The sequence below is a fragment of the Flavivirga jejuensis genome, assembly GCF_030540765.1.
GTDB classification, from domain to species: Bacteria; Bacteroidota; Bacteroidia; order Flavobacteriales; family Flavobacteriaceae; genus Flavivirga; species Flavivirga jejuensis.
Genome location: NZ_JAUOEL010000001.1, coordinates 929,706 through 953,213, shown reverse-complemented (window position 1 = coordinate 953,213; position 23,508 = coordinate 929,706). Strand labels below are relative to the sequence as shown.

The 23,508-nt window shown below is 32.6% G+C and carries 16 protein-coding genes; 10 read left to right on the top strand and 6 right to left on the bottom strand.

From position 1 onward, the window contains the following. The 6 genes from ftsH to Q4Q40_RS04155 all read left to right on the top strand — a co-directional run bounded on the left by ftsH (position 1) and on the right by Q4Q40_RS04155 (position 5,665). Positions 1-1,941 (top strand): ATP-dependent zinc metalloprotease FtsH, encoded by a 1,941-nt coding sequence (ftsH, locus tag Q4Q40_RS04180; protein ID WP_303300457.1) that lies wholly within the window; start codon positions 1-3, stop codon positions 1,939-1,941. A 122-nt stretch (positions 1,942-2,063) separates the two neighbouring features. Continuing rightward, positions 2,064-2,672, top strand: a complete 609-nt coding sequence (locus tag Q4Q40_RS04175) for an LUD domain-containing protein (protein WP_303300454.1) — start codon at positions 2,064-2,066, stop codon at positions 2,670-2,672. Position 2,673: 1 nt separating this feature from the next. Next, on the top strand, positions 2,674-3,495 hold the full coding sequence (locus Q4Q40_RS04170) for a phosphatidate cytidylyltransferase (protein ID WP_303300453.1): 822 nt from the start codon (positions 2,674-2,676) through the stop codon (positions 3,493-3,495). Next, positions 3,485-4,135, top strand: coding sequence for a phosphatidylserine decarboxylase family protein (locus Q4Q40_RS04165; RefSeq protein ID WP_303300451.1), 651 nt, complete (start codon positions 3,485-3,487; stop codon positions 4,133-4,135). Before Q4Q40_RS04170 ends, Q4Q40_RS04165 begins: the two co-directional genes overlap by 11 nt. Beyond that, the gene (locus tag Q4Q40_RS04160) at positions 4,135-4,413 is read left to right on the top strand and encodes an acyl-CoA-binding protein (RefSeq protein WP_303300450.1); all 279 of its coding nucleotides are present in this window, start codon (positions 4,135-4,137) and stop codon (positions 4,411-4,413) included. The genes Q4Q40_RS04165 and Q4Q40_RS04160 overlap by 1 nt, the downstream gene beginning before the upstream one ends. 424 nt (positions 4,414-4,837) lie before the next feature. After that, positions 4,838-5,665: a hypothetical protein gene (locus Q4Q40_RS04155; RefSeq protein WP_303300449.1), complete on the top strand. Its 828-nt coding sequence runs from the start codon at positions 4,838-4,840 to the stop codon at positions 5,663-5,665. A 595-nt stretch (positions 5,666-6,260) separates the two neighbouring features. On the opposite strand, the gene secDF is transcribed toward Q4Q40_RS04155, so the two are convergent. From secDF to gyrB, 5 genes are all read right to left on the bottom strand, one after another. Then, entirely contained in the window at positions 6,261-9,245 is a 2,985-nt protein-coding gene (secDF, locus tag Q4Q40_RS04150) for a protein translocase subunit SecDF (RefSeq protein ID WP_303300448.1), read from the bottom strand. A 233-nt stretch (positions 9,246-9,478) separates the two neighbouring features. Beyond that, positions 9,479-10,102 carry a hypothetical protein gene (locus tag Q4Q40_RS04145; protein WP_303300446.1) on the bottom strand — a complete coding sequence of 208 codons (624 nt, stop codon included), beginning with the start codon at positions 10,100-10,102 and terminating at the stop codon, positions 9,479-9,481. A gap of 431 nt (positions 10,103-10,533) precedes the next feature. Beyond that, complete coding sequence (gene mdh / locus Q4Q40_RS04140; protein WP_303300445.1) at positions 10,534-11,460, bottom strand: malate dehydrogenase; 927 nt, start codon at positions 11,458-11,460, stop codon at positions 10,534-10,536. Positions 11,461-11,697: 237 nt separating this feature from the next. Continuing rightward, on the bottom strand, positions 11,698-12,699 hold the full coding sequence (locus Q4Q40_RS04135) for a DUF6588 family protein (RefSeq protein ID WP_303300444.1): 1,002 nt from the start codon (positions 12,697-12,699) through the stop codon (positions 11,698-11,700). 153 nt (positions 12,700-12,852) lie between these two features. Beyond that, positions 12,853-14,802, bottom strand: coding sequence for a DNA topoisomerase (ATP-hydrolyzing) subunit B (gene gyrB, locus Q4Q40_RS04130; protein WP_303300443.1), 1,950 nt, complete (start codon positions 14,800-14,802; stop codon positions 12,853-12,855). A 1,528-nt stretch (positions 14,803-16,330) separates the two neighbouring features. Between gyrB and Q4Q40_RS04125 the strand changes: the two genes are divergently transcribed. The 4 genes from Q4Q40_RS04125 (at position 16,331) to Q4Q40_RS04110 (ending at position 22,685) form a co-directional block, all read left to right on the top strand. Next, positions 16,331-16,600: an Asp-tRNA(Asn)/Glu-tRNA(Gln) amidotransferase subunit GatC gene (locus Q4Q40_RS04125; protein ID WP_303300441.1), complete on the top strand. Its 270-nt coding sequence runs from the start codon at positions 16,331-16,333 to the stop codon at positions 16,598-16,600. 3 nt (positions 16,601-16,603) lie between these two features. After that, positions 16,604-18,004, top strand: coding sequence for an amidase family protein (locus Q4Q40_RS04120; RefSeq protein ID WP_303300440.1), 1,401 nt, complete (start codon positions 16,604-16,606; stop codon positions 18,002-18,004). Continuing rightward, the gene (gene gatB/aspS / locus Q4Q40_RS04115; protein ID WP_303300438.1) at positions 18,004-21,345 is read left to right on the top strand and encodes a bifunctional amidotransferase subunit GatB/aspartate--tRNA ligase AspS; all 3,342 of its coding nucleotides are present in this window, start codon (positions 18,004-18,006) and stop codon (positions 21,343-21,345) included. Before Q4Q40_RS04120 ends, gatB/aspS begins: the two co-directional genes overlap by 1 nt. Positions 21,346-21,407: 62 nt before the next feature. Further along, positions 21,408-22,685, top strand: coding sequence for a YCF48-related protein (locus Q4Q40_RS04110; RefSeq protein WP_303300437.1), 1,278 nt, complete (start codon positions 21,408-21,410; stop codon positions 22,683-22,685). A 140-nt stretch (positions 22,686-22,825) separates the two neighbouring features. On the opposite strand, the gene Q4Q40_RS04105 is transcribed toward Q4Q40_RS04110, so the two are convergent. Next, positions 22,826-23,455, bottom strand: a complete 630-nt coding sequence (locus Q4Q40_RS04105; protein ID WP_303300435.1) for a 7-carboxy-7-deazaguanine synthase QueE — start codon at positions 23,453-23,455, stop codon at positions 22,826-22,828. Positions 23,456-23,508 lie beyond the last annotated feature (53 nt).

Here is a 23,508-nt window from a genome sequence, read left to right as displayed (position 1 = left end):
ATGGCAAACGATAAAAAAAACATAAAAGACAAAAAACCAAAATTTAGCCCATACTGGATTTATGGTATATTAATAGCTGTTTTCTTAGGCTTTCAATTATTTAGCAATGGAAGCTATCAAGATGGTAACATGACCACGCCTTCAGACTTTTTTAAGTTTTTAGAAGATGGTGATGTTGAAAAAGTTGATATTGTAAAAAATACCCGTGTCGCTAGAGTTTATTTAACTAAAGACGCCGAGGCTAAAGAAGTGCATAAAAAGTCTAAACCTACTAGCCTTATACCTTCTACTACAAAATTACCAAACTATAAATTTGAATTTGGTGATCTTCAAAATTTTGAGAATAGCTTAAATGAAGCTACAAAAGACCTAACAGATAAACCAGTTGTAACGTTTGATACAGAAACTAACGATTGGGGAAATCTTTTAATGGGCATACTCCCTTTTATCTTACTCATTGGAGTTTGGATCTTTATCATGCGACGTATGTCTGGCGGTGCTGGCGGTGGTGCTGGTGGTCAGATTTTCAATATAGGCAAATCTAAAGCGAAACTTTTTGATCAAAATACCGAAGTAAAAACAACATTTAAAGATGTTGCTGGTTTAGAAGGAGCAAAAGAAGAAGTTCAAGAAATTGTAGACTTCCTTAAATTCCCTGAAAAATATACAACCCTTGGTGGTAAAATTCCAAAAGGGGCTCTGCTTGTAGGACCTCCTGGAACAGGAAAGACATTATTAGCCAGAGCTGTTGCAGGTGAAGCAAAAGTACCTTTCTTCTCTTTATCAGGTTCAGATTTTGTTGAAATGTTTGTTGGTGTTGGTGCATCTCGAGTTAGGGATTTATTTAAACAAGCCAAAGAAAAATCACCTTCTATTATTTTTATAGATGAAATAGATGCTATAGGTCGTGCCAGAGGAAAAAATGCCATGTCTGGAAGTAATGATGAACGTGAAAACACATTAAATCAGTTATTAACAGAGATGGATGGTTTTGGTACAAACACAAATGTTATTGTGATTGCCGCTACCAATAGAGCCGATATTTTAGATAAAGCATTGATGCGTGCTGGACGTTTTGATAGACAAATTTTTGTTGATTTACCAGATATTCGAGAACGTAAAGAAATTTTTGAAGTGCATTTAAGACCTTTAAAAAAAGCTAAAGATTTAGATACTGATTTCCTTTCAAAACAAACACCTGGATTCTCTGGAGCAGATATAGCTAATGTTTGTAACGAAGCTGCTTTAATTGCTGCTAGAAATGGCAAAAAGGCCGTTGATAAACAAGATTTCCTTGATGCTGTAGATAGAATTATTGGTGGATTAGAAAAGAAGAATAAAATAATAACGTCAAGTGAGAAAAAAGCTGTTGCTTTTCACGAGGCTGGTCATGCCACTGTAAGCTGGATGCTAGAACATGCTGCACCATTGGTAAAAGTAACGATTGTACCACGTGGTCGCTCATTAGGTGCTGCATGGTATTTACCAGAAGAACGTTTAATTGTTCGACCAGAACAAATGTTAGATGAAATGTGCGCCGCTCTTGGTGGTCGTGCTGCCGAAAAAGTGATTTTTGACAAAATTTCTACTGGGGCACTTAGTGATTTAGAAAAAGTGACTAAACAAGCCAGAGCTATGGTTACTATATACGGCCTAAGCGATAAAATTGGAAATTTAACTTATTATGATTCTGGACAAAGTGAGTATGGTTTCACTAAACCTTATAGTGAACAAACCGCAGAATTAATCGATAAAGAGATTTCAGATATTATAGAAAAGCAATATCAACGAGCTATCAAATTACTTGAAGAGAATAAAGACAAGTTAACAGAACTAGCGGAAGTGCTTCTTGAAAAAGAAGTTATATTCAAAGATAACCTTGAAAAAATATTTGGAAAGCGTCCTTTTGAAAAAGAAACTCGTGAAAACTTAGACAAATAGCAAGATAAACATATATTTTTGTCAAGCTTCAGTAAAAATCTTAAATTAGTCGTATGGTTAATTTAAGATTTTTTATATTTGATAAACCTTCAAAAAGAATTCTGTTAATAGCAAATACTTAAATGAGTCTTTTTAGAAAAATTTTTGGTTCCAAGTCTGATCACTCAGGAGAAGAATTAAAATCTGGGGATCGGGGCAGGTATATGCCTGAAATAAAACTACCAATAGACGAAAGGTTTACTATAAACTTTAAAGCTAATGGTGGCAAGTTTCTGTATTGTGAAAATTTAAACGAGATATTTTTCAATTTAGAGCATATTATTGAAGAAAATAATTGGAAAGAAAAAAAGACCTTGCTACTTGATGAGAATTTAAAAAACAAATTTATAAACTCTAATTTAAAAGGGACAAACAAGATAAGTGAATCAACTTTTTTTTTAACAACTTGCGAAAATCTTATAGCTAATGATGGATCGCTGCTTATTACCTCAAAACAAATTTTCGAGAAAAAACTACCTGAATTACCTGTGAATTTTATTGTATTTGCAACAACAAGTCAAATTGTTGAAAATATTGGAGAAGGCTTACGTGGTATAAAATCTAAAAACAGACAAAAAATCCCAACTAATATTACAACCATAAAACATTTTAAATCTGGCGCGGAAAAAGATTTCCTTAGCTACGGTAGCAGTGCAAAAAATCTATACTTACTACTTTTAGAAGATTTATAGAATGAAAGAAATTCTTATTCGATCACTTTCTGGGCTACTCTATGTCTTGTTATTAATTCTGTCTTCGAATTATGAACAATTACTAATTGCTGTTTTTTTTATTTTCGGTCTCATTTGCATAGGTGAGTTCAAAAAACTTATTCAGCTTAAAAGCTATATGCCATATTTTATTTTCATCGTACTTTATGGCGTTTTTGGATATTGGCAATCGGTTTTAAATACCGATACGGGATTAGATGAAGCAACTCAAATACTTATGGTTCTTACGATCTTTGTTGAGCTATTTTTAATAAAAGATTTGTTTTCAGAAAAAACAATTCCACTCTTTGCTTCTAAACGATTTATACTTACAACATTTTACTTATCTAGCGCTTTTGTCTTTTTAATCCTGATAGCTAACTATCATGAAAATTACAACGCAAATATATTATTAGGATCTTTTATTTTAGTTTGGGTAAATGATTCTTTTGCCTATTTAGTTGGCAAAAATTTTGGGAAGCAAAAACTTTTTGAAAAGATTTCGCCTAAAAAAACAGTAGAAGGTTTTCTTGGCGGTTTGTTTTTTTCGTGTGTAGCAAGTTATTTTATTGCTACCTTTACAGAACTTTTAAACTTTACAAGTTGGCTAATTTTAAGTATTATTATTAGTGTATTTGGAACTTTAGGAGACTTAATAGAATCTAAATTTAAAAGACAAGCTAAAGTTAAAGATAGTGGAGTCATTATGCCTGGTCATGGTGGGTTATTAGATCGATTAGACAGTATTATTTTTGCAGCTCCATTTATATATTTATTTTTAAGAATTTTACAATATGTTTCATAAAGAAGGTCATAAAATTATATTCATAACTTTTATATTTATTATTGCATCCTTTTTATTGGTTGGCAATTTTATTGAAATTGAATGGCTAAGAACCGCCATCTTGATTATTTTGTTAGTCTTTTTAATCCTTATTCTTCAATTTTTCAGAAATCCCAAGCGCAAAACCACACCTAATAACAAACAGGTAGTTTCTCCTGTAGATGGGAAGGTCGTTGTTATTGAAGAAGTTTATGAAAAAGAATATTTTAAAGAAAAACGTTTACAAGTAAGTATTTTTATGTCTCCAATAAACGTGCATGTAACTCGTTATCCAATTAGCGGTCATGTTATTTTTAGTAAATACCATCCAGGAAAATATTTAGTAGCATGGCATCCTAAAGCGAGTGAAGAAAATGAACGAACCACTGTGGTTGTAGAAAATGAAATCTATGGCAAAGTGCTTTATAGACAAATAGCTGGAGCCTTAGCAAAACGCATTGTAAACTATGCTAAACTAAATAATAAGGCGCTACAAGGTGAAGATTCTGGTTTTATAAAATTCGGTTCAAGAGTCGATTTATATTTACCTCTAGATACAAATATTAAAGTACAACTTAACCAAAAAGTTCGTGGTGGAGAAAGTGTTATTGCAGAAATTTAATGAGCGATAAAAAGTTAGACATAGCGTTAAACATAGAGTTTGAAAAAGCTGTTAGTAGGGTAAATGCGCATACGGAACCTTTTCCTGCCGATACCCTTTTAAAGCTTTATGCATACTACAAAAAAGCTACCAACGATTATGGTAGACCTAGAAGCAGGGAACCCATAATTAACGCTTTTAAAACCAATGCCTTATTTCAAGCTAAAAAAATTAGTGAAGAAGAAGCCAAGCGTATGTATATAGATTTGGTTAATAATTATTTTTTGTATAGAAAATAAAGCATCATCCCTTCTACTTAACATACCATTTCTCCATTGATATTACTGTAAACTAAACCGCTTTGACAGACCGAAAAGTCTGTTTCGTGAAATACCAAAGTGTAAAATAATAATCGTAGCAAAACCGAATTAGCATGAATTCGTGAAATTCGTGTCAAAAGTTTTTAGAAGCTGCAAATAACATCCGCTAAAGTACATCGTTTTAACTCCATTTGAGACCAATATAACACCAACCACAACTCGTCTAAATTAGAATTATAAAACACTAATTTAATAACAGATTTAGTATACCAAGAGGCCATTGCATTTTATCGGTTATTTTAATTTTCTTATTGCTAACTCCTTATGCTTTTACGCCATTATTTTTTTAGTGATTAGTATTTCAAATCATTAGTATATTTTACATTTACTTATAACTTATACAATGGAAAAATTGACACATACGAAAGAATTAACAAAAGCATTTAATATAGAGGTTTCCGATTCTGATAACAGAGAAGGTTGGTTTGCTGGAAGACCTGTCGGAATAAAAATCAATCAATGGCCAAGAAGCAGAGTTAACGGACTTCCAATGGCTCATATTTGGACATTTCTTGTGCCAAAAGAATATCGGGTTAAAGGTAGTGATTATATTGCTATTTCTCTTTTTCAAGCAGACGATCATGTGGCAGAAGAAATTAAAGAAGTAGAATCTGTAATCAATGATAAAAAAGAAGTTAAAGACTCTGATGCTCAAAAATTTTGGGACTCCTTATTAGAATATTCAAAAAACAGACATTCTATGGAGATCTATCTAGAAGATATTATAGATGGAGGGTGGGTATTGATTTGGTTAACAAAAGAAGAATTTGATTCTAAACAAATCGAATTACCCAATGAAGATAATTCAGTTCATCCCGAATATGATTATGAAGATTATGGGAACTGTTTTGCTCAAGATGATCCACCTAGATATGTGAAGTTAATTGAAAGAGAAAATGATCCTAATATTGGTATTAAACTTGACGATTGGCCAGATGAAGAAGATGAAAATGCATATATTAATATGCATTCGAAAAAAGGAGAAAAACTAAAATTAAAAGAAAGATTCTGGGGGAAAACACATTTTGGAGGAACTGCTAATCCCTGTCAAGCAAATCCAGGGTTCAGTCCATATTATATAGAATTTGAAGAAGGTTTTGGTAACGCAAACATGGGAGGAGGAAATGGGCAAATTGACTTACTAAATGATGAACTTGATTGGGCACAATAATAAACATTTGCTAACAAAAAATAAACGAGATTAAAACGCCCCATTATTCAAACCGTTATGTCTAAGTAATACCTGAAAACAAAACAACAAAATGAATAAAAATTTAAATGAGATAATTGCTGAACTTCAAATTACAAGTGAAGCAACTAAAATTGTGGTTGAGGAAATTTTATCAGTAATTACCAATGTATACTCACCCCTTCCCATAAAAAGTTAATTATACCAAGAACATTAAGTGTTAATACGTTTATTTATTTAGGAAATTGAATCATTTAACTAGCTAAAAACTACTGTTAATAATAGTAGCCATTGCACAAATTAAAAATTTTAGAAAATGATGTATTTTTTACTTTTGGACTAATAAGAATCGTGAAGATGTTACCAACAAATACATTAAAACCCCTTATTTATCAATAAAAAGAACGATCTCCTACTTAGGGCCTAATCTGGAACACTTAAAATTAGCCTTAATAATCCAGTCAACGTTTGTGGAGCATGTATCTACTTTGCAAACGCACTTAACCAAGAAAGCCCATCAACAAATGCTGATGGGCTTTCTTTATAAAAAGAAACTAATTTAAATTAGTTAACCTCCTTACTTTTTATCGTCTAGTTTTTTAACTGAATCATACATGATTGGTGTTGCAATAAATAGTGAGGAATAAGTTCCTACTATAACCCCAACTATTAAAGCAAACATAAACCCTCTAATGGAATCTCCACCAAAAATAAAGATTGCTAATAACACAACAAGAGTTGTTAACGACGTATTTAATGTTCTACTCAATGTACTACTAAGTGATACATTTACAACACGATTAAACTCCCAATTACCATGCTCATTAAAGAATTCACGAATTCTATCAAACACAACCACGGTATCATTTAATGAATAACCAATAACCGTTAAAATAGCAGCAATAAATGCTTGATCTATTTCCATATTAAATGGCATGAACTTGTACGTTAAAGAGAAGATCCCTAATACGATTAGTACATCATGGAATACAGCTGCAACAGCACCTAAAGAGAACTGCCATCTTTTAAAACGAATTAATATATACAAGAATACAACTATTAAAGATCCAAAAATTGCCCAAAATGATGCTTGTTTAATATCATCTGCAATGGTTGGGCTTACTTTATCAGATTTCATCAAACCAACTGTCTTAGTATCAGAATCACTATAAAAATCTTCATAAGACATGTCGCCTAAATACGGTTGTAAGGCAGTAAATAATGATTTCCTAATAGCTTCATCAACCTCAGCACCAGTCTCATCGACCTTGTATTTTGTTGTGATTTTTAACTGATTTGCATTACCAAAGGTTTTAGCATCAGCACTACCAAAAACATCTGGGTTTGACAATATACCTGTGATTTCTGAAGCACTAACATCTTGAGAAAAACGCACTTGATACGTTCTACCTCCTACAAAATCGACACCCTGATCTAACTTATTCGTAAATAACGATCCTAAACTCACCAAAATAAAAACACCAGAAATGATATAAGCTATTTTACGTTTCTTTAAGAATTCGATGCTTATATTTCTGAAAAGGTTTTTGGTCATAGGCGTAGAAAAATCTAATCTACCATCTTTATTCGCGTACCAATCAATTAACAATCTAGTAATAAAAATAGCTGTAAATAAAGATGTGCCTATACCAATTAATAACGTCGTTGCAAACCCTTTAATTGGTCCTGTACCAAATATGAATAAAATCAATGCTGTTAAACCAGTAGTAATGTTTGCATCTAAAATAGAAGATAAGGCATTACTAAAGCCATCTTTAATAGCTTCTTTTTGTCCTTTTCCTTTAGTTAATTCCTCTCGAATACGCTCAAATATAAGTACGTTGGCATCTACCGACATACCAATAGTTAATACAATACCTGCAATACCAGGTAATGTTAACACAGCTCCTAATCCTGATAAAACACCAAAGATTAATAAAATATTTAATAACATGGCAATATCTGCAAAACCACCAGCTTTACCATAATAAAATATCATCCACACTAATACTAACACCAAAGCAATTAAAAAAGACATAGTACCACTATCAATGGCTTCTTGACCAAGCGATGGACCTACAACTTCACTTTGAATAATATCAGCAGATGCTGGTAATTTTCCTGCACGTAATACGTTTGCTAAATCGACAGCTTCATTTAATGTAAAATTCCCAGAAATAGAAGAACTTCCTCCAGCAATAGCCCCTGTTGTAACGCCTGGTGCAGAATATACAATATCATCTAAGACAATAGCTATATGACTTTGCTGGTTATATGCTTTACCTGTCATTTCTTCCCAAACCTTAGCGCCTTTTGCATTCATCTGCATAGAAACTTCAGATCTATTTGCTGCGTCAAATTGGTTACGAGCATCTACAATAACAGCACCACTTAACGGAGGTGTATTATCTCTATTGCCTATTAAAGCGTATAAATCTACTATCTCACTATCTTGTTCTGGCTTCCCAAAAACAAATTTTGCGTAGCGTTGTTCTGCAGGTAATAACGCTCTTACTTCTGAACTGTTTAAATAATCAAGAAGTGTTGCCTTATCTTTAAGTTCAAACCTCCCAATAACAGGACCTCCTTGATAACCTTGTCCTCTAAATAAATCAAAAATAGGATTGTTTTCAGATTCCACAGCTGTAGAATCTGTTGTTGCATTTCCTAAAAGATCGTCAATAGTATCACTTCCATCATTTTCTCCATCTTGAGGCTCCTCTTCTTCTTTTTCCTCGGTCTTTTTAACCTTTTCTTTTAAAAGCTCATTAGCTTGTGCCAAAAAGTTAAAGAATTGTTCACCTTTATATGCATCCCAAAACTCTAATTGAGCCGTATTCTGTAATAATTTAAGTGCACGCTCTTTATCTTTAACACCTGGCAACTCTACCAATATTCTTCCAGAATTACCAAGACGTTGAATCGTTGGAGATGTAACACCAAACTCATCAATACGTTTACGCAATACTTCGAAAGCAGAAACAATGGATTCATCTACTTTCTGCTCTATGACTTGTTCTACCTCATCATCAGACATATTAGCGTTAATTTCGCCATCTAAATCTTTTGTATAAAAAATATCTGGTGAGGCTAATTTTGTATCTCCCTTAATGGCATTAAAAGCTCTAAAAAAAGATTCTAAATATGATTCTTGAGCATCTTTTTGAAGTTCAAACGCATCATCTAAAGCTTTATTAAATGCAGGGTCTTTACTTTTATTTGCTAACCCTTCCAAAATATCTCTTACAGATATTTGTAAAGTAACACTAACACCTCCTTTAAGATCCAAACCTAAAGGCATTGCTTTTTCTTTTACATCGTTGTAAGTGAATTTGGAAATACCAAGATTAAAAACAGTATCAGTCGCTATAGACGCTAAATAATTAACTTCTTCTTCACTTCTCTTAGCTCGATAATCAGTTTCCGTTTCTGGAATTTTATTGATTGCGATCTCCTCTGCATCTCCTTCTATTAGATTTGCTTTAAATGTAAACGACAATTGATAAATGCTTACCAAGCCGAACAAAATAGCAAATAACTTTACTAATCCTTTATTTTGCATGCTTTTATTATTTTTTTGTCAAATTTTTTAAAACGGGTTGCTATATTGGTTTCCCTTATAATCTGACATTTATTTTTTTATGATTAAAAACAAGATATTTTATAGCTTTCTCAAATAAATGATGAAAACTTATCTTATTGTATTTTTGTTTTTCGGAAAATGCTTTTTAATATTTTGAATGTTTTCTACAAAGGGGCTTTACCGTTTGTAGAATAAAAAAGCACTATTTAGGGTTAAGAATTCCCTAGTGTGTTTGGCCCTGCCCTAACATCTGGAACATTATGAGATATATTATCTATTGCAATAGCAATATTTCTGCGTAATATATACGCTACTTTAACAATTTGGTCTCTTTCTTTGCTATTTACAGCACCTACGTATAGAAAAGGGTTTGTAAATCGATCGTATTCGTGTTTTAGCTCTACTACAAGTGTTCCATTTAGACTAGAATCACCATCTGTACCTTTTTGGATTTCATATACATCTAGATTATATCCAGTAGTATTTTCACTAGAAGGAAACTTGGAGTGTTCTTGATCTTGATTAGATGAGGCAAAACCTATATCTAGATCTTTTCCTTTAGAAAGTATTTTTTTTATGTTAGCTACATTAACATCACTGTAATACGTAATCTTTAAGCTTCCATCTTCTTTCTCGCCTACTTGTATATTATCTGCTCCTAAAATTTGCAATTGTTTTTTTACAACAGCAATGGCTTCTTGAACTTCACCTGATGAAACCTCTTCATAGATAAACTTCATTACAATTTCCTGATTTGGTACAGAAAATCGCTCCTGACAGATACCTAATAAAGTAAGGGTAATAACTAAAGTACTAAAGTACCATTTGGTTTTCATGAGTGTGTGTCTATTGTATTTCAGTGATCACAAGTAGCATCCAAATAATTATTTTTAGAAATTAAAAAATCGTGATGGATGTTTCAATCTCCAAATATAAAAAAATAAATATCTTAAGGTATTGAATATTATGATTATTAAACTATTTTTTGCTTTTTGAATACTGTAATAGCTCTAATTTGAGAATATATTTTTGTGATGTTAAAATAATGGCTAAGTCTTGCGCCTCTTTTAATGTGAAATCACCTGAGATTTCTGCCCCCCCCTTTTATTGGACGATAGTCTTGTTTCTCTTTAAAGGCATCACAGGAAAACAAAACTATAGTAATAATTAAATAAGCATATATTGTTTTCATAATTCTAAATATAACTGGTATAAATAAGGCTACCAATATCTTGGTAGCCTTAAATTATATTAAAAGAATAAATTATTATAATTCTAACAATCCATTTGTTTTTCTAACACCTTCTGCACTCGATTGCATATGTGCTTTTTCAGCATCACTAAGCTCGATATCAACAATACTTTCAATACCGTTTTTACCTAAAATTACAGGCACCCCAATGCAGATATCATTTAAACCATACTCCCCTTCTAAAAATGTAGAACAAGGGAACATTTTTTTCTGGTCGCAAGCAATCGCTTGTACCAAAGCACTAACAGCAGCACCTGGTGCATACCAAGCAGAAGTTCCTAATAATTTAGTAAGTGTTGCTCCACCAACTTTAGTATCTTCTTTTACTTGATTTAACCTGTCATCACTTAAAAACTCAGATACTTTTATACTATTTCTAGTTGCCTGACTTGTTAATGGTACCATACCAGTATCACTATGTCCACCAATTACCATACCATCAACATCGCTAATAGGGGCTCCTAAAGCTTCAGCTAATCTGTATTTAAATCGAGCAGAATCTAAAGCGCCACCCATACCAATAATTCTATTCTTAGGTAAATTAGTTGATTTATGTGCTAAATACGTCATCGTATCCATAGGATTACTAACTACTATAAGAATCGTATTTGGAGAATGCTCTATTAAACTAGATGATACTGCTTTTACAATACCTGCATTAATACCTATTAGTTCTTCACGTGTCATTCCTGGTTTACGAGGAATACCTGAGGTAATGACACAAATATTACTATTTGCTGTTTTACTGTAATCGTTAGTAATACCAGTTATTTTAGTATCAAAACCATTTAATGATGCTGTTTGCATTAAATCCATAGCTTTTCCCTCTGCATAACCTTCTTTAATGTCTAATAAAACGACCTCTGAAGCAAAATCTTTAATAGCAATATACTCTGCACAACTGGCACCTACTGCTCCTGCTCCTACAACTGTTACTTTCATGTATTTATTATTTTTATTATTATTGTTATTAGTAACTCTTTAACTATTCCTTTTTCAAATGAAATTTTTATTAGTACAAATTTCACAATATAAAAGCCTATATTATATGACCTAAGTCATGCGAAATTACAAATTAATATACTCTAAATAAAAAAAGTACAAGATAAAATCTTGTACTTTTTAAACTAATTATGAAATATAAACTAACTAAAATTAAATTGTTATATTTTTTAATTTTTATCTAAAACTAAACGCCATTCCTGCGGATAATGTATTATACTCCTGTAACGTATAATCTGCAAAAATTTTAAAGAAGCCAAGACTTAATCTAACACCTAGTGTGGTTCTAAGACCACCTGTATCAAAATCTAAATCTATAGGATCTGTAACAGATATAGAAGTTGGAATGTTGTTATATTGTAACTCATAAGTACCTTGCATTTTTAACGTAGAGCTACCTCCAGTATATCCTAAACCTCCATAAACATTAATAATTGGAAAATTTAACGAACCTATGGCCTGTACTGTATACGCATTTAATTTAAATTCTGCATTTTGATTCTGACCAGGTATAATATCACCATCAATACCATAATTAACATCCATAGATGTATATGCAGCTAATACAGAAACGTGTAATGGTAATTTATCTGCTGGTCCAAAAATGCTTGTTATTTCCCTTTTAAGTCCAACGCCAAACAACTTACCTTTTACATCATCACTTCCTACTTCTGGAACTAAACGTAACATCACATCAAATTTATAAGGCAAGCCTACACCTACTTGTATGGATGGTGTTGGTACGGCTCCTAAGGGTAAATCATCACTTACACCAGAAGGCATTTCAAAAGAAGCTGTTACTGTCTGTCCCTCAACGGTTGCATTGACATCTAACATAGCACCATCACCAGATCCAGCAACTGTTGGAGTTATAGATGATCCTGAAGGTGTTATACTTGTTAGTCCTAAGCCTGCAATATCGAAGAGCTCATCTTTTGACGGCACCATAGAAGCGTTAAGACCAATAGTAACATCGAATCCTAATTTTTTATGGACTTTAGCGGTATGATACCATCCACTATTCATTCCATATATTAATCCTTTCATTGCAGGGTTAATATAACTTTTCATTAACTTGTTTGCATCCTCTTTAGATGCTAGTAAAATACTTTCTAGTTCTTGAGAACGAGATATATGTGTTACCAAAAGAAGTAAACATAATAAGGTTATTTTTTTCATCCTTTTATTAATTTGGTTGAAGCAAAAGTACAAAAAAAACCATGTCAAACAACTTTTAGTCGAAAAAAAATGCATTTCAACGATGTTTTTGCAAAAAAAGAAACCCTGACATTAATAAATATCAGGGTTGTTTAAATAATTAATTTATCTTATTTATGCATCTATATTCGCATAAATCGCATTCTTTTCAATAAAATCTCTACGAGGTGGTACCTCATCCCCCATAAGCATAGAGAAAATTCTGTCAGCCTCAGTACCATTATCTATTTGTACTAAACGCATGGTTCTAAATTCTGGATTCATAGTGGTATCCCAAAGTTGTTCTGCATTCATCTCTCCAAGACCTTTATAACGTTGAATCTTACTTCCATCTCCATATTCACTAACGATCTCATCGCGTTCTTGATCAGACCAAGCGTATTGTTTTTTAGCACCACGTTTTACTAAATACAATGGTGGTGTTGCAATATATATGTGACCGTTCTCAATGAGCTCCTTCATAAATCTAAAGAAGAATGTTAAAATTAACGTCGCAATGTGACTACCATCAATATCGGCATCACACATAATAACGACTTTATGGTAACGTAATTTTGAAAGATTTAACGCTTTACTATCTTCTTCGGTACCTATAGTAACACCCAGTGCAGTAAAAATATTTTTAATCTCTTCGTTTTCAAATACTTTGTGAACCATTGCTTTTTCAACATTTAAGATCTTTCCTCTTAATGGCAAAATAGCTTGAAATGCTCTATCACGACCTTGTTTGGCTGTTCCACCTGCCGAATCTCCCTCAACAAGGAAAACTTCGCATTTTGCAGGATCTTGTTCTGAACAATCAGACAATTTCCCAGGCAATCCACCAATAGACATAACAGTTTTACGTTGCACCATTTCACGTGCTTTCTGTGCTGCATGACGTGCTTGAGCTGCCAAAATTACTTTCTGAACAATGGTTTTTGCATCATCTGGATGCTCTTCCAAATAATCTGTTAGCATCTCAGAAACCGCCTGACTTACAGAAGCAGAGACTTCTCTGTTTCCTAATTTTGTTTTTGTTTGCCCTTCAAATTGAGGTTCTTGAACTTTTACAGAGATAATAGCTGTTAACCCTTCACGAAAATCATCACCTGCAATATCAAACTTCAGTTTATCTAACATCCCAGATCCATCGGCAAACTTTTTTAAAGTATGTGTTAATCCACGTCTAAAACCAGAAAGGTGTGTTCCTCCTTCATGTGTATTAATATTATTTACATAAGAGTGTAAATTCTCTGCATATGATGTATTATAAATCATCGCAACTTCAACAGGTACACCATTCTTTTCACCTTCAAAAGCAATAACATCTTTCATTAAAGGCTCACGAGTGGCATCTAAATACTTAATAAATTCTTTTAAGCCTTCTTTAGAATGAAACGTCTCACCTTCAAATTCACCATCCTCTTTAGTTACTCTTTTGTCAATTAAATGAACCGTGATTCCTTTATTTAAATATGCTAACTCACGTAATCTACTTGCAAGTGTGTCGTAACTATATTCTAAAGTCTGCGTAAATATTGTAGAATCTGGTTTAAAAGTAACCGTAGTTCCTCTTTTATCTGTTTCTCCAATCTGCTTGACAGGATACATAGATTTACCGCGTTCGTATTCTTGCTCATAAATTTTACCTCCTCTATATACCGTTGCTTTTAAATGTTCGGATAATGCATTTACACAACTTACACCAACACCGTGCAAACCACCAGAAACTTTATAAGAATCTTTATCAAACTTTCCTCCTGCACCAATTTTGGTCATAACAACCTCAAGCGCAGAAACGCCTTCTTTTTTATGTAAATCTACGGGAATTCCACGACCATCATCCTCAGTCGTTATAGAATTATCCTCATTAATAGTCACTGTAATATTATTACAATGTCCAGCTAAGGCCTCATCAATAGAATTATCAACCACTTCATATACTAAATGGTGTAAACCACGTACGCCAACATCTCCAATATACATGGATGGACGCATACGTACATGCTCCATACCCTCTAATGCTTGAATACTATCAGCCGAATAATTGTGTTTATTAAACTCTTCTTTCTCTTCACTCATATTATTATGTATCTATAAGTTAATTTTTGTCTTTATATCATAAAAAAATGATGCTAATGCATCATTTTTGGTTATTAACAAATATACGAAATCATCATACCTTTAAAAAGCTCTATAGAGACTTTATACAATAATTATCAACAATTGTTAATTACTTAAAAACGTCTTAAATCAACTAAAAAGCATCTTAAATTAGATTTTAACTTATTTTTTTCTTTCGAATCTTAGACAAAAACAGGAAAACCTCATAAAAACGATATTTCAAACCAGTATTAACGTTTTTATTTATTAGAAAGTTTAAAAATAAATGTATTTAGACAAAAAAAAGCTGCCAATATACATGGCAGCTAAAAAACTGATAAACTAACCTACTTTCCTAAATACTATCAGTTTTTTTCACAGATTTAACAAAATGTTTTGTGTCTATTTTACAAAACAAATACCACCATGTTAACCTACGACGGTACTCTAAGAGCTTTACAACTTGCCTTAATCAATATATTATTCTAGTCTTTAGTTATTCGTTAACGACTTCTTCCGTTGTTATTTTAATCTTAAACAGATAAATAGCATTTTCAAAAATCCGAAATACCAACACTAGCTTCATTATCATTAAATATTGATTTAGTAACACCCTACCATTAATATCATAAACTGATAATTACGTATTACTATCGTTATTTACAAGAATAGTCACCTTGTTTTTCATCAGAAATCGAAAGTTCAACATCCTCACTAACAGCTCTCAACACTTCTATAAGTAGAAGTTCCCGACAGATTATTTAATAAAACACTACATTATAGAAAAAGATGGCACATAAAAAAAGTAATGGTTTAGTCATATTATTAGGGTTATAAATTTCATGCAAAAATAGAAACTCAAACACCATCTATTCACTCCAAAAAGACCAAAATAGCCCGAAAGGACATATTATGCCATTATTTTTATAAAAATGAATACATTAATAAAAAAGCTACCAAAAACATGGCAGCTTTAAAAAATATTAATCAATAAAATTATTTATCAACAATCCATTTTTTCACAAATTTGGGTTTAAAATTTCGTAAAAAAACAAATCTAAATTATCAACTAAAAAAGCATTTATTTTAATCCATTTAAAATTAACTTATGAGGTAAAAACGTAAAACAACTAAATAAAAACTGCCTGGACATGGTAGTTTAAAAACCTTAACAAAATGATTAACAAAACAAATAAAAATCTTTTTTTCTGATTTATAACTACCAAACATTCTATCAAGAATGAAGCCTAAACGAATAATCATTATAAAACCAATAAATTAATTTTAAGTTTTTTATTAATTTGACAATAAAAATATTAGATGAGTAAAAAATGATGTTTAGTGAATTTTTCTATATATATTTGACAACAGAACAAGCATTATGACAAATAATAACAATAATAATTTCAATAATCCTAATTTTTAGGATTGGAAGGTTATTGTTTAAAAATATATAAAGCCTTCCAAATTTGGAAGGCTTTTTTTTGTTAATCTAATAAATGAAACCATGAGTAAAATTATGACAGTCGACGTATTGTCGAGTATTAAAGGCGCACAACCCTCTGAGGCTGTGAACAGATTATTTGATGTGATTAAAAATGCACAAACAACAAATAATAATTCCTTTAATAATAATCATAATAATTGTGTGTCTATAAATAATTTGAGAAATGATGAAGTGATTGAAAGTTCTACTTTAGAAAAACAAATCATTAAAGAAAATTTCCCGAAAGAGAAGGATGGCTATTTAGTAGTTTCTAAAGTTATAGAGGCATAGATTATGGAATCTCAAATACGATACATCCATCAACAATTGATGAATAAGAAAATATCTTGTGTAGACTTGATACAAGAGAAGTTAAGCGCCCTAAAAGAGAACGCTTATAACACAGTAAACACGTTATTAACTGAATTGGCTTTAGAACAAGCCGCCAAGGTAGATGCCAAAATTGCTAATAACGAAACTATTGGGTTACTTGAAGGGATTCCGTTTGGAATTAAAGATGTATATATGCTACAAGGCACTTATGCAACGGCGAGTTCAGACTTACTTAAAAAGTATAAATCGGCATATACCGCCACAGCCATTCAAAAATTATTGGATGCTGGCGCTATTCCCATTGTAAAAGAAAACTGTGATAGTTTTGGTCATGGATCATCTAGTGAAAATACTATTTTTGGAGCTGTTAAAAACGCTATAAACCCAGAACTAGTTGGTGGTGGCTCTAGTGGTGGCTCTGCCGTAAATGTTGCTAAAAATTATACCGTTTTTTCTATTGGTGGAGATACTGGTGGTTCAGTACGCCAACCTGCTGGTTATAATAATATATATGGTTTAAAACCAACTTATGGACGTATTTCGCGTTTCGGTTTAATGGCTTACGCATCATCAACAGACTGTGTGGGACCTTTAGCAAAATCTGTTGAAGATATTCGTATTGTCTTAAATACAATGAGTGGAGAAGACACTAAAGACCAAACGACTTATACTTCAGAAAGCATTGAAGAAACAAGCATTTTAGACACAACAGGCATTAAAACCGTTGGTTACTTTAAAAACTTTATTGAAAGCGAAGCGATTGATACGCAAATTAAAGAAGACTTTTTAGCATCCATTGAAAAAATAAAAGCAAAAGGTATTAAAGTAAAAGAACTGGATTTCTTTAAATCTGATATTCTCGTTTCTACCTACTACACATTGGCTATGGCAGAAACAGCCTCTAACTTATCGCGCTTAGATGGCACCAATTATGGAGATCGTATTGATGATACAAATTTAAAAGAATCTTATGCTGTAACACGGTCTGAGAAATTCTCTGAAGAAACCAAACGCAGAATTGTTGGGGGGAATCAAGTATTATCTCAGGGGTTTTCTGATGAAATATATTTAAAAGGACTTGCCCTAAGAGATTCAATTTCTGAGAATTTTGAAAAAGATTTCGAAGAAGTTGATATTATCTTATCCCCTGTTACACCAAGTACACCACCAAAAATAGGCGCTAGTTTAAAAAATCCTTTGGCCATGTATCTATCTGATGCTTACACCGTCGGTTTTAGCTTGGGACAACTACCAACTTTAACCGTTCCTCAAGGTACAGAAACAGGTTTACAAATTACGGCAGCAAAAAATAATGACGAACTCGTTTTGAAGTTTGCTAACTTCTTAAAAGACACGATATAATGGAACTGGAACAATTAGACGCGGCATTAAAAGCCCACGAGTTAGAATTGGTAATCGGACTAGAAACACATGTACGATTAAACACAAAAACCAAGTTGTTTTGTTCTTGCCCGAACGACGACATTGAAACACCAAACGAAAATATATGTTCTGTTTGCACAGGGCAAATGGGTGTTTTACCCGCTATTAATAAAGAAGCTATTAACAAAGCTATTTATTTTGGAAAAGCAGTAAAATCATCTTTTGAAAACGAAGTGATTTCTTGGGATAGAAAACATTACGAATACCCAGACAACCCGAAAAATATTCAAATAACACAGTTTCATAACCCCATTATACCCGACGGGCAAGTATCTTGTTTCCGAAATGATGGCTCTCAATTTACCGTTAATTTAACACAGGTACATATTGAAGAAGATGCTGCCAAATTGATGCACGAAAAAACTGTGTCGTTAGTCGATTTTAATAAAGCGGGTGTTCCACTTATTGAAATTGTAACCGAACCCTGTATTCGTCATATAGAAGATGCTTCAACCTATGCACAATACATACAACGTATTGTTCAAAATTTAAAAATATCTGAAGCCAATCTTGAAAAAGGCGAGTTTAAATCAGATGTTTCTGTATCGCTACGTAAAAAACACAGCTATAATTTAAATCCACGTACCGAAATAAAAAACTTAAACTCGTTTAAGTTTATGGTAGAGGCTTTAAAAGAAGAGATTGAAAAACAGCTTGACTATTACATCGAACATAAAGAGTTTAGACCAGATCAAACCACCGTTTTATGGGATGCCGATTTAAAGCAAACCAAAACGATGCGTAAAAAGGAGTTTGAAGCCGATTATCGTTTTATTTCAGAGCCCGACCTACCTTTTGTTTCTATAAAAGACGCCGTAGAATCTATTAATGTTGATACTAGCACACTGCCGTTCGCCATAGAATCTATTTTAATTAAAGGGGGCGTTTTACCACAAGACGCTAAATTTTTTACAGCAGATTCATTACGCTCTGAAACTTTTGTCGCCATCAATAATGAGCTTAAAGATCCATCTTTTGTTGCAAAAACATTAGTAAATAATATTGGTGCAGATGCGTATGCCAACATACATAGAATTGAACACCTCATTGAAATTTTCAAACTATTTAAGGATGAAAAAATAACCTCTGTATTAGTTCAAAATGCCATTACATCGTATCTTAAAGACAGAGATTTTGATTACAATAACTATTTTGAAGAAAACACAATTTCAGAATCTAAAATTCAGGATGCTATTGCAACAGTAATTTCAGAAAACGAAACTATTGCAAATGATATTAAAGCAGGAAATCAAGGCAAAGCAGGTATTCTTGTTGGTAAAGTAATTGCCATTATTGGAAAAGGCGCTTCTGGAAAAATAATTCGTGAAGGGATTATTGGTCAATTGCAAAATTCTTCTCAAACGACTAAACAACCAACAACAAATGTCAGGCTGAGCGCAGTCGAAGCTCAAACAAAAACAACCAAAATACAAGAAGAGGTTTTACCAGAAATTCCTATTATTATAAAAGACGAATACAGAACGCATTTAATCTCAGATATTTCTGAAGAAAGTATTTCTAAAGAAGTGACTTTTTCTGGGTGGGTATCGAGTGTTCGCGATCATGGAGAGCTTATTTTTATCGATTTACGAGATTCTAGTAACGAGGTTTTTCAAGTACGTTTAAGCAGAGAATCATTTCCTAATTTAGACGAGTTAGTAAAATTAAAACCAGAATCGGTTATCAGTGTTACTGGAACAATCGTACAGCGTAAAGAAGATGATTATAATGCCGCTTTACGAACTGGTAAAATAGAAATGGAAACAGCTACTTTAGAGATTTTAAACCTTTCTAAAACCCTGCCTTTTGAAATAAAAAGAGCCACTAAAACAAATGAAAATGTTCGTTTTCAATATAAATATTTAGACCATAGAAATGATGATGTTCGTAGAGTCATTGTTAACCGACATAAGGTTATCAAGTTAATGCGTGATATTTTAGACGATCAAGATTTCTTAGAAATTGAAACGCCTATTTTAAGTGCAGGTACCGATGAAGGTGCTCGCGAATTCATAGTGCCAACACGTAAACAATCGGGTGCATTTTACACCTTACCACAAGCACCGCAACAATTTAAACAAATGTTGATGGTAAGTGGTTACGAAAAGTATTTCCAAATTGCACGTTGTTTTAGAGATGAAGATTCTCGTGGCGATAGGCAACCAGAATTTACACAGTTAGATTTAGAAATGGCTTATGCCAGTATGCAACAAATTATAGATTTGAACACCAATATGTTCAATGATATTGTTAAAAAGGTATATGGTAAAAAATGGATTTTACACCCGTTTGAAGTTCTTACTTATAAAGAAGCCATGGACAATTATGGCTGTGATAGACCAGATCTACGTTTTGGTTTACAACTACAGGATATTACAGATATTGTAAAAGATACAACCTTCCAAGTATTTAGCAAACCTATTGAAGAAGGTGGTATTGTAAAATGTATAAAAGTATCTGCCGAAGAACAAGGAAAAAAACGTTTATCTAAAGGACAAATAGAAAAGTTAACCGCCATTGCGCAACAGCATGGTTTGGGTGGTTTAGCCTATATTATTGTTAATGAAAATGATTTACAATCGCCAATTATTAAGTTTTTAGGTGAAACCATTGCGGCTGGTATTATTAAAACAACTGAGGCACAAGTAGGAGACATTGTGTTTTTCTCGGCAGCAGATTATGGGACTGCAAATAAAGCATTAGACGCCGTTCGCCAAGAACTTGGTAGCATGTTGCGTTTAATCAACCCAAAGGAATTAAGACCTGCATGGGTCGTAGATTTTCCTATGTTTGAAAAAACGGATGAAGGGCGTTGGACATTTACACACAACCCGTTCTCTATGCCAGCGATATATGATTTAGACAAGCATATGAAGGGCAACGAGAATAACATTGGAGATATCATCGCGCAGCAATACGACTTAATCTTAAATGGTTACGAAATAGGCGGTGGTTCTGTTCGGGCTCACAAACCTGAAATACTCGAAGCAACCTATAAAAATATGGGTTACAATAAAGAAGAAATGCTTAAAAGCGTTGGTACGATGTATAAATCTTTTCATTATGGTGCACCACCACACGGCGGGATAGCTTGGGGTATTGATAGATTGATGATGATCTTAGAGAAAAAAGCATCTATTCGTGAAGTCATGGCATTCCCAAAAACAGGAACCAGTGAAGATTTATTATTTGGAGCGCCATCTTTATTATCAAATAAAAAGGTAGAAGAAATGAATGTTAAAGTTATTAAAAATAACTAACTACTTAAATGAATATTTACAAATTTCAATAACTTGCACCTATTAACCTACAATTATATTTTATGAGAATTTTAAAGCTAATATGTTTACTTTTTTGCTTCTATGCAAATGCACAACCTAATTGGCAAACATGCACAAATATTCCGTCCAATATTAATAACCAACGTTTTGATGATGTTTTCTTTATCGATGAAAATATTGGCTGGGCTGCAAATGGCTACTATGCAGCTGTATACAAAACTATAGACGGTGGTAATACTTGGTCTGAACAATTAAATGAAACGATTCTTGGAGGAGATTACTACTTTAGAAATATTGAATTTTTAGATGAAAACATTGGTTTTTTAGGCACATTAAATGGCGCGTTTTTTAAAACTAACGATGGCGGAACCACTTGGACAGAAGTAACCAATATATCTACAAATCCACAAGCAATTTGTGGACTGAATACAGTTGGTTCATCTACAATATACGGTTGTGGAGCATATTTTGAGCCTGCGTTTATTATCAAATCTACCGATAGTGGCAACACTTGGCAATACATCGATATGTCTAGCTATGCTAATGCGCTTGTCGAAATTTATTTTTTAACAGAAGACACTGGTTTTGCTTCTGGCAAAAGTGATAATGGAGCAACCATTTTAAAAACAACTGATGGTGGCGTTTCTTGGACAGAAATATATAATTCTAACCTTGAGGGAGAATATTTATGGAAAATGCAAATATTAGAAAGCAACACAAATGTACTTTTTGGTTCTATTGATGCCGTCTCTCCTAACCCAGGAAAATTAGTTAAATCGGTTGATGGTGGTTTAACATGGATAAGCTACGATGCACCAGAAACGGGGATACAAGCTGTTGGTTTTATAAACGAAAACCAAGGATGGATGGGTGGTCATACCACAGGTTTTTATGAAACTTTAAATGGTGGAGAATCTTGGACAAATCTAAACATTGGAAGCAATCTGAATAGAGTTTTTATTGTCAACTCAACTTTGGCTTACGCTAGCGGAACTTCAATCTATAAGTTTACTGATGATAATTCTTTAGGCACTAATGGAATTGACGAAAGAGAAAGAACACCTTTAAAAATTAAATTAAAAACCAATCCTGCTAAATCAATTCTTGAGTTTGATATTGAATTCGATTCGAATGATAATTTACTTATTGAGTTATATGATTTAAATGCAAAATTTATAAGACAATTAAGTAGAGAGCATATTAATAATAAAACAACAAAAAAATATAAGTTCAATATTGAAGACCTCTCATCTGGCACTTATTTAATTAATTTTCATAATAACACAGGAAGAGAATCAATAAAATTCTTAAAAGAATAGATTTTTTTATATCAAAATGTAAACTTTAACATCCATAAGTTTAGACGTTAGACAAAATAAAAATGTTCCAATGGCTTTATACCGCTGGAACATTTTTATTTTAATAATTAACCGAACACTGAACACTGAATACTAATATCTTAAGGTATATTCAAATATTTATGTGTTTGTAACGACACTTTCCATTTTGGGTTTGCCATAACATAATCTACAATTTCTGGTACTACCTTATCTCGTTTGCTCCACTCTGGTTGTAAGTATAAAATGCAATCCTTATTAACTTTAGCAGCTTGTTCTTCTGCAAAGCGAAAATCGGCTTTATTATAAACAATTACTTTGAGCTCATCAGCATTATTATAAACCTCCTTAGTAGGTAACTTCATTTTTTTTGGCGACAAACAAATCCAATCCCAAGTACCAGTTAATTGATAAGCTCCAGAGGTTTCTATATGTGTTTGGAACCCCTCATCTTTTAATTGATTTGTTAAAGTTGTCATGTCCCACATTAATGGCTCACCTCCAGTAACAACAATCGTATCACTATATTTTTTAGCGTTTTCTACAATCTTAACAGTTTCGGTAGGTGGATGTAAATCAGCATTCCAACTTTCTTTAACATCACACCAATGACATCCTACATCACATCCGCCAATGCGAATAAAATAGGCCGCAGTGCCTTTATGATACCCCTCTCCTTGTATAGTATAAAACGCTTCCATTAAAGGCAACATATTGCCTTTATCGACCTGCAACTGAACTGCTTTTTTCATAGTTTGCAAAGATACATAATTCCATTATTTTTTTTATTAAATTTTGATTTTCA

Excerpts from the sequence above, each read along its gene's own strand:
- gyrB (WP_303300443.1), bottom strand. The coding sequence starts at position 14,802 with ATGAGTGAAGAGAAAGAAGAGTTTAATAAACACAATTATTCGGCTGAT.
- Q4Q40_RS04160 (WP_303300450.1), top strand. The coding sequence starts at position 4,135 with ATGAGCGATAAAAAGTTAGACATAGCGTTAAACATAGAGTTTGAAAAA.
- Q4Q40_RS04110 (WP_303300437.1), top strand. The coding sequence starts at position 21,408 with ATGAGAATTTTAAAGCTAATATGTTTACTTTTTTGCTTCTATGCAAAT.
- Q4Q40_RS04105 (WP_303300435.1), bottom strand. The coding sequence starts at position 23,455 with ATGAAAAAAGCAGTTCAGTTGCAGGTCGATAAAGGCAATATGTTGCCT.
- secDF (WP_303300448.1), bottom strand. The coding sequence starts at position 9,245 with ATGCAAAATAAAGGATTAGTAAAGTTATTTGCTATTTTGTTCGGCTTG.
- gatB/aspS (WP_303300438.1), top strand. The coding sequence starts at position 18,004 with ATGGAACTGGAACAATTAGACGCGGCATTAAAAGCCCACGAGTTAGAA.
- mdh (WP_303300445.1), bottom strand. The coding sequence starts at position 11,460 with ATGAAAGTAACAGTTGTAGGAGCAGGAGCAGTAGGTGCCAGTTGTGCA.
- Q4Q40_RS04135 (WP_303300444.1), bottom strand. The coding sequence starts at position 12,699 with ATGAAAAAAATAACCTTATTATGTTTACTTCTTTTGGTAACACATATA.
- ftsH (WP_303300457.1), top strand. The coding sequence starts at position 1 with ATGGCAAACGATAAAAAAAACATAAAAGACAAAAAACCAAAATTTAGC.
- Q4Q40_RS04175 (WP_303300454.1), top strand. The coding sequence starts at position 2,064 with ATGAGTCTTTTTAGAAAAATTTTTGGTTCCAAGTCTGATCACTCAGGA.
- Q4Q40_RS04145 (WP_303300446.1), bottom strand. The coding sequence starts at position 10,102 with ATGAAAACCAAATGGTACTTTAGTACTTTAGTTATTACCCTTACTTTA.
- Q4Q40_RS04165 (WP_303300451.1), top strand. The coding sequence starts at position 3,485 with ATGTTTCATAAAGAAGGTCATAAAATTATATTCATAACTTTTATATTT.
- Q4Q40_RS04155 (WP_303300449.1), top strand. The coding sequence starts at position 4,838 with ATGGAAAAATTGACACATACGAAAGAATTAACAAAAGCATTTAATATA.
- Q4Q40_RS04170 (WP_303300453.1), top strand. The coding sequence starts at position 2,674 with ATGAAAGAAATTCTTATTCGATCACTTTCTGGGCTACTCTATGTCTTG.
- Q4Q40_RS04120 (WP_303300440.1), top strand. The coding sequence starts at position 16,604 with ATGGAATCTCAAATACGATACATCCATCAACAATTGATGAATAAGAAA.
- Q4Q40_RS04125 (WP_303300441.1), top strand. The coding sequence starts at position 16,331 with ATGAGTAAAATTATGACAGTCGACGTATTGTCGAGTATTAAAGGCGCA.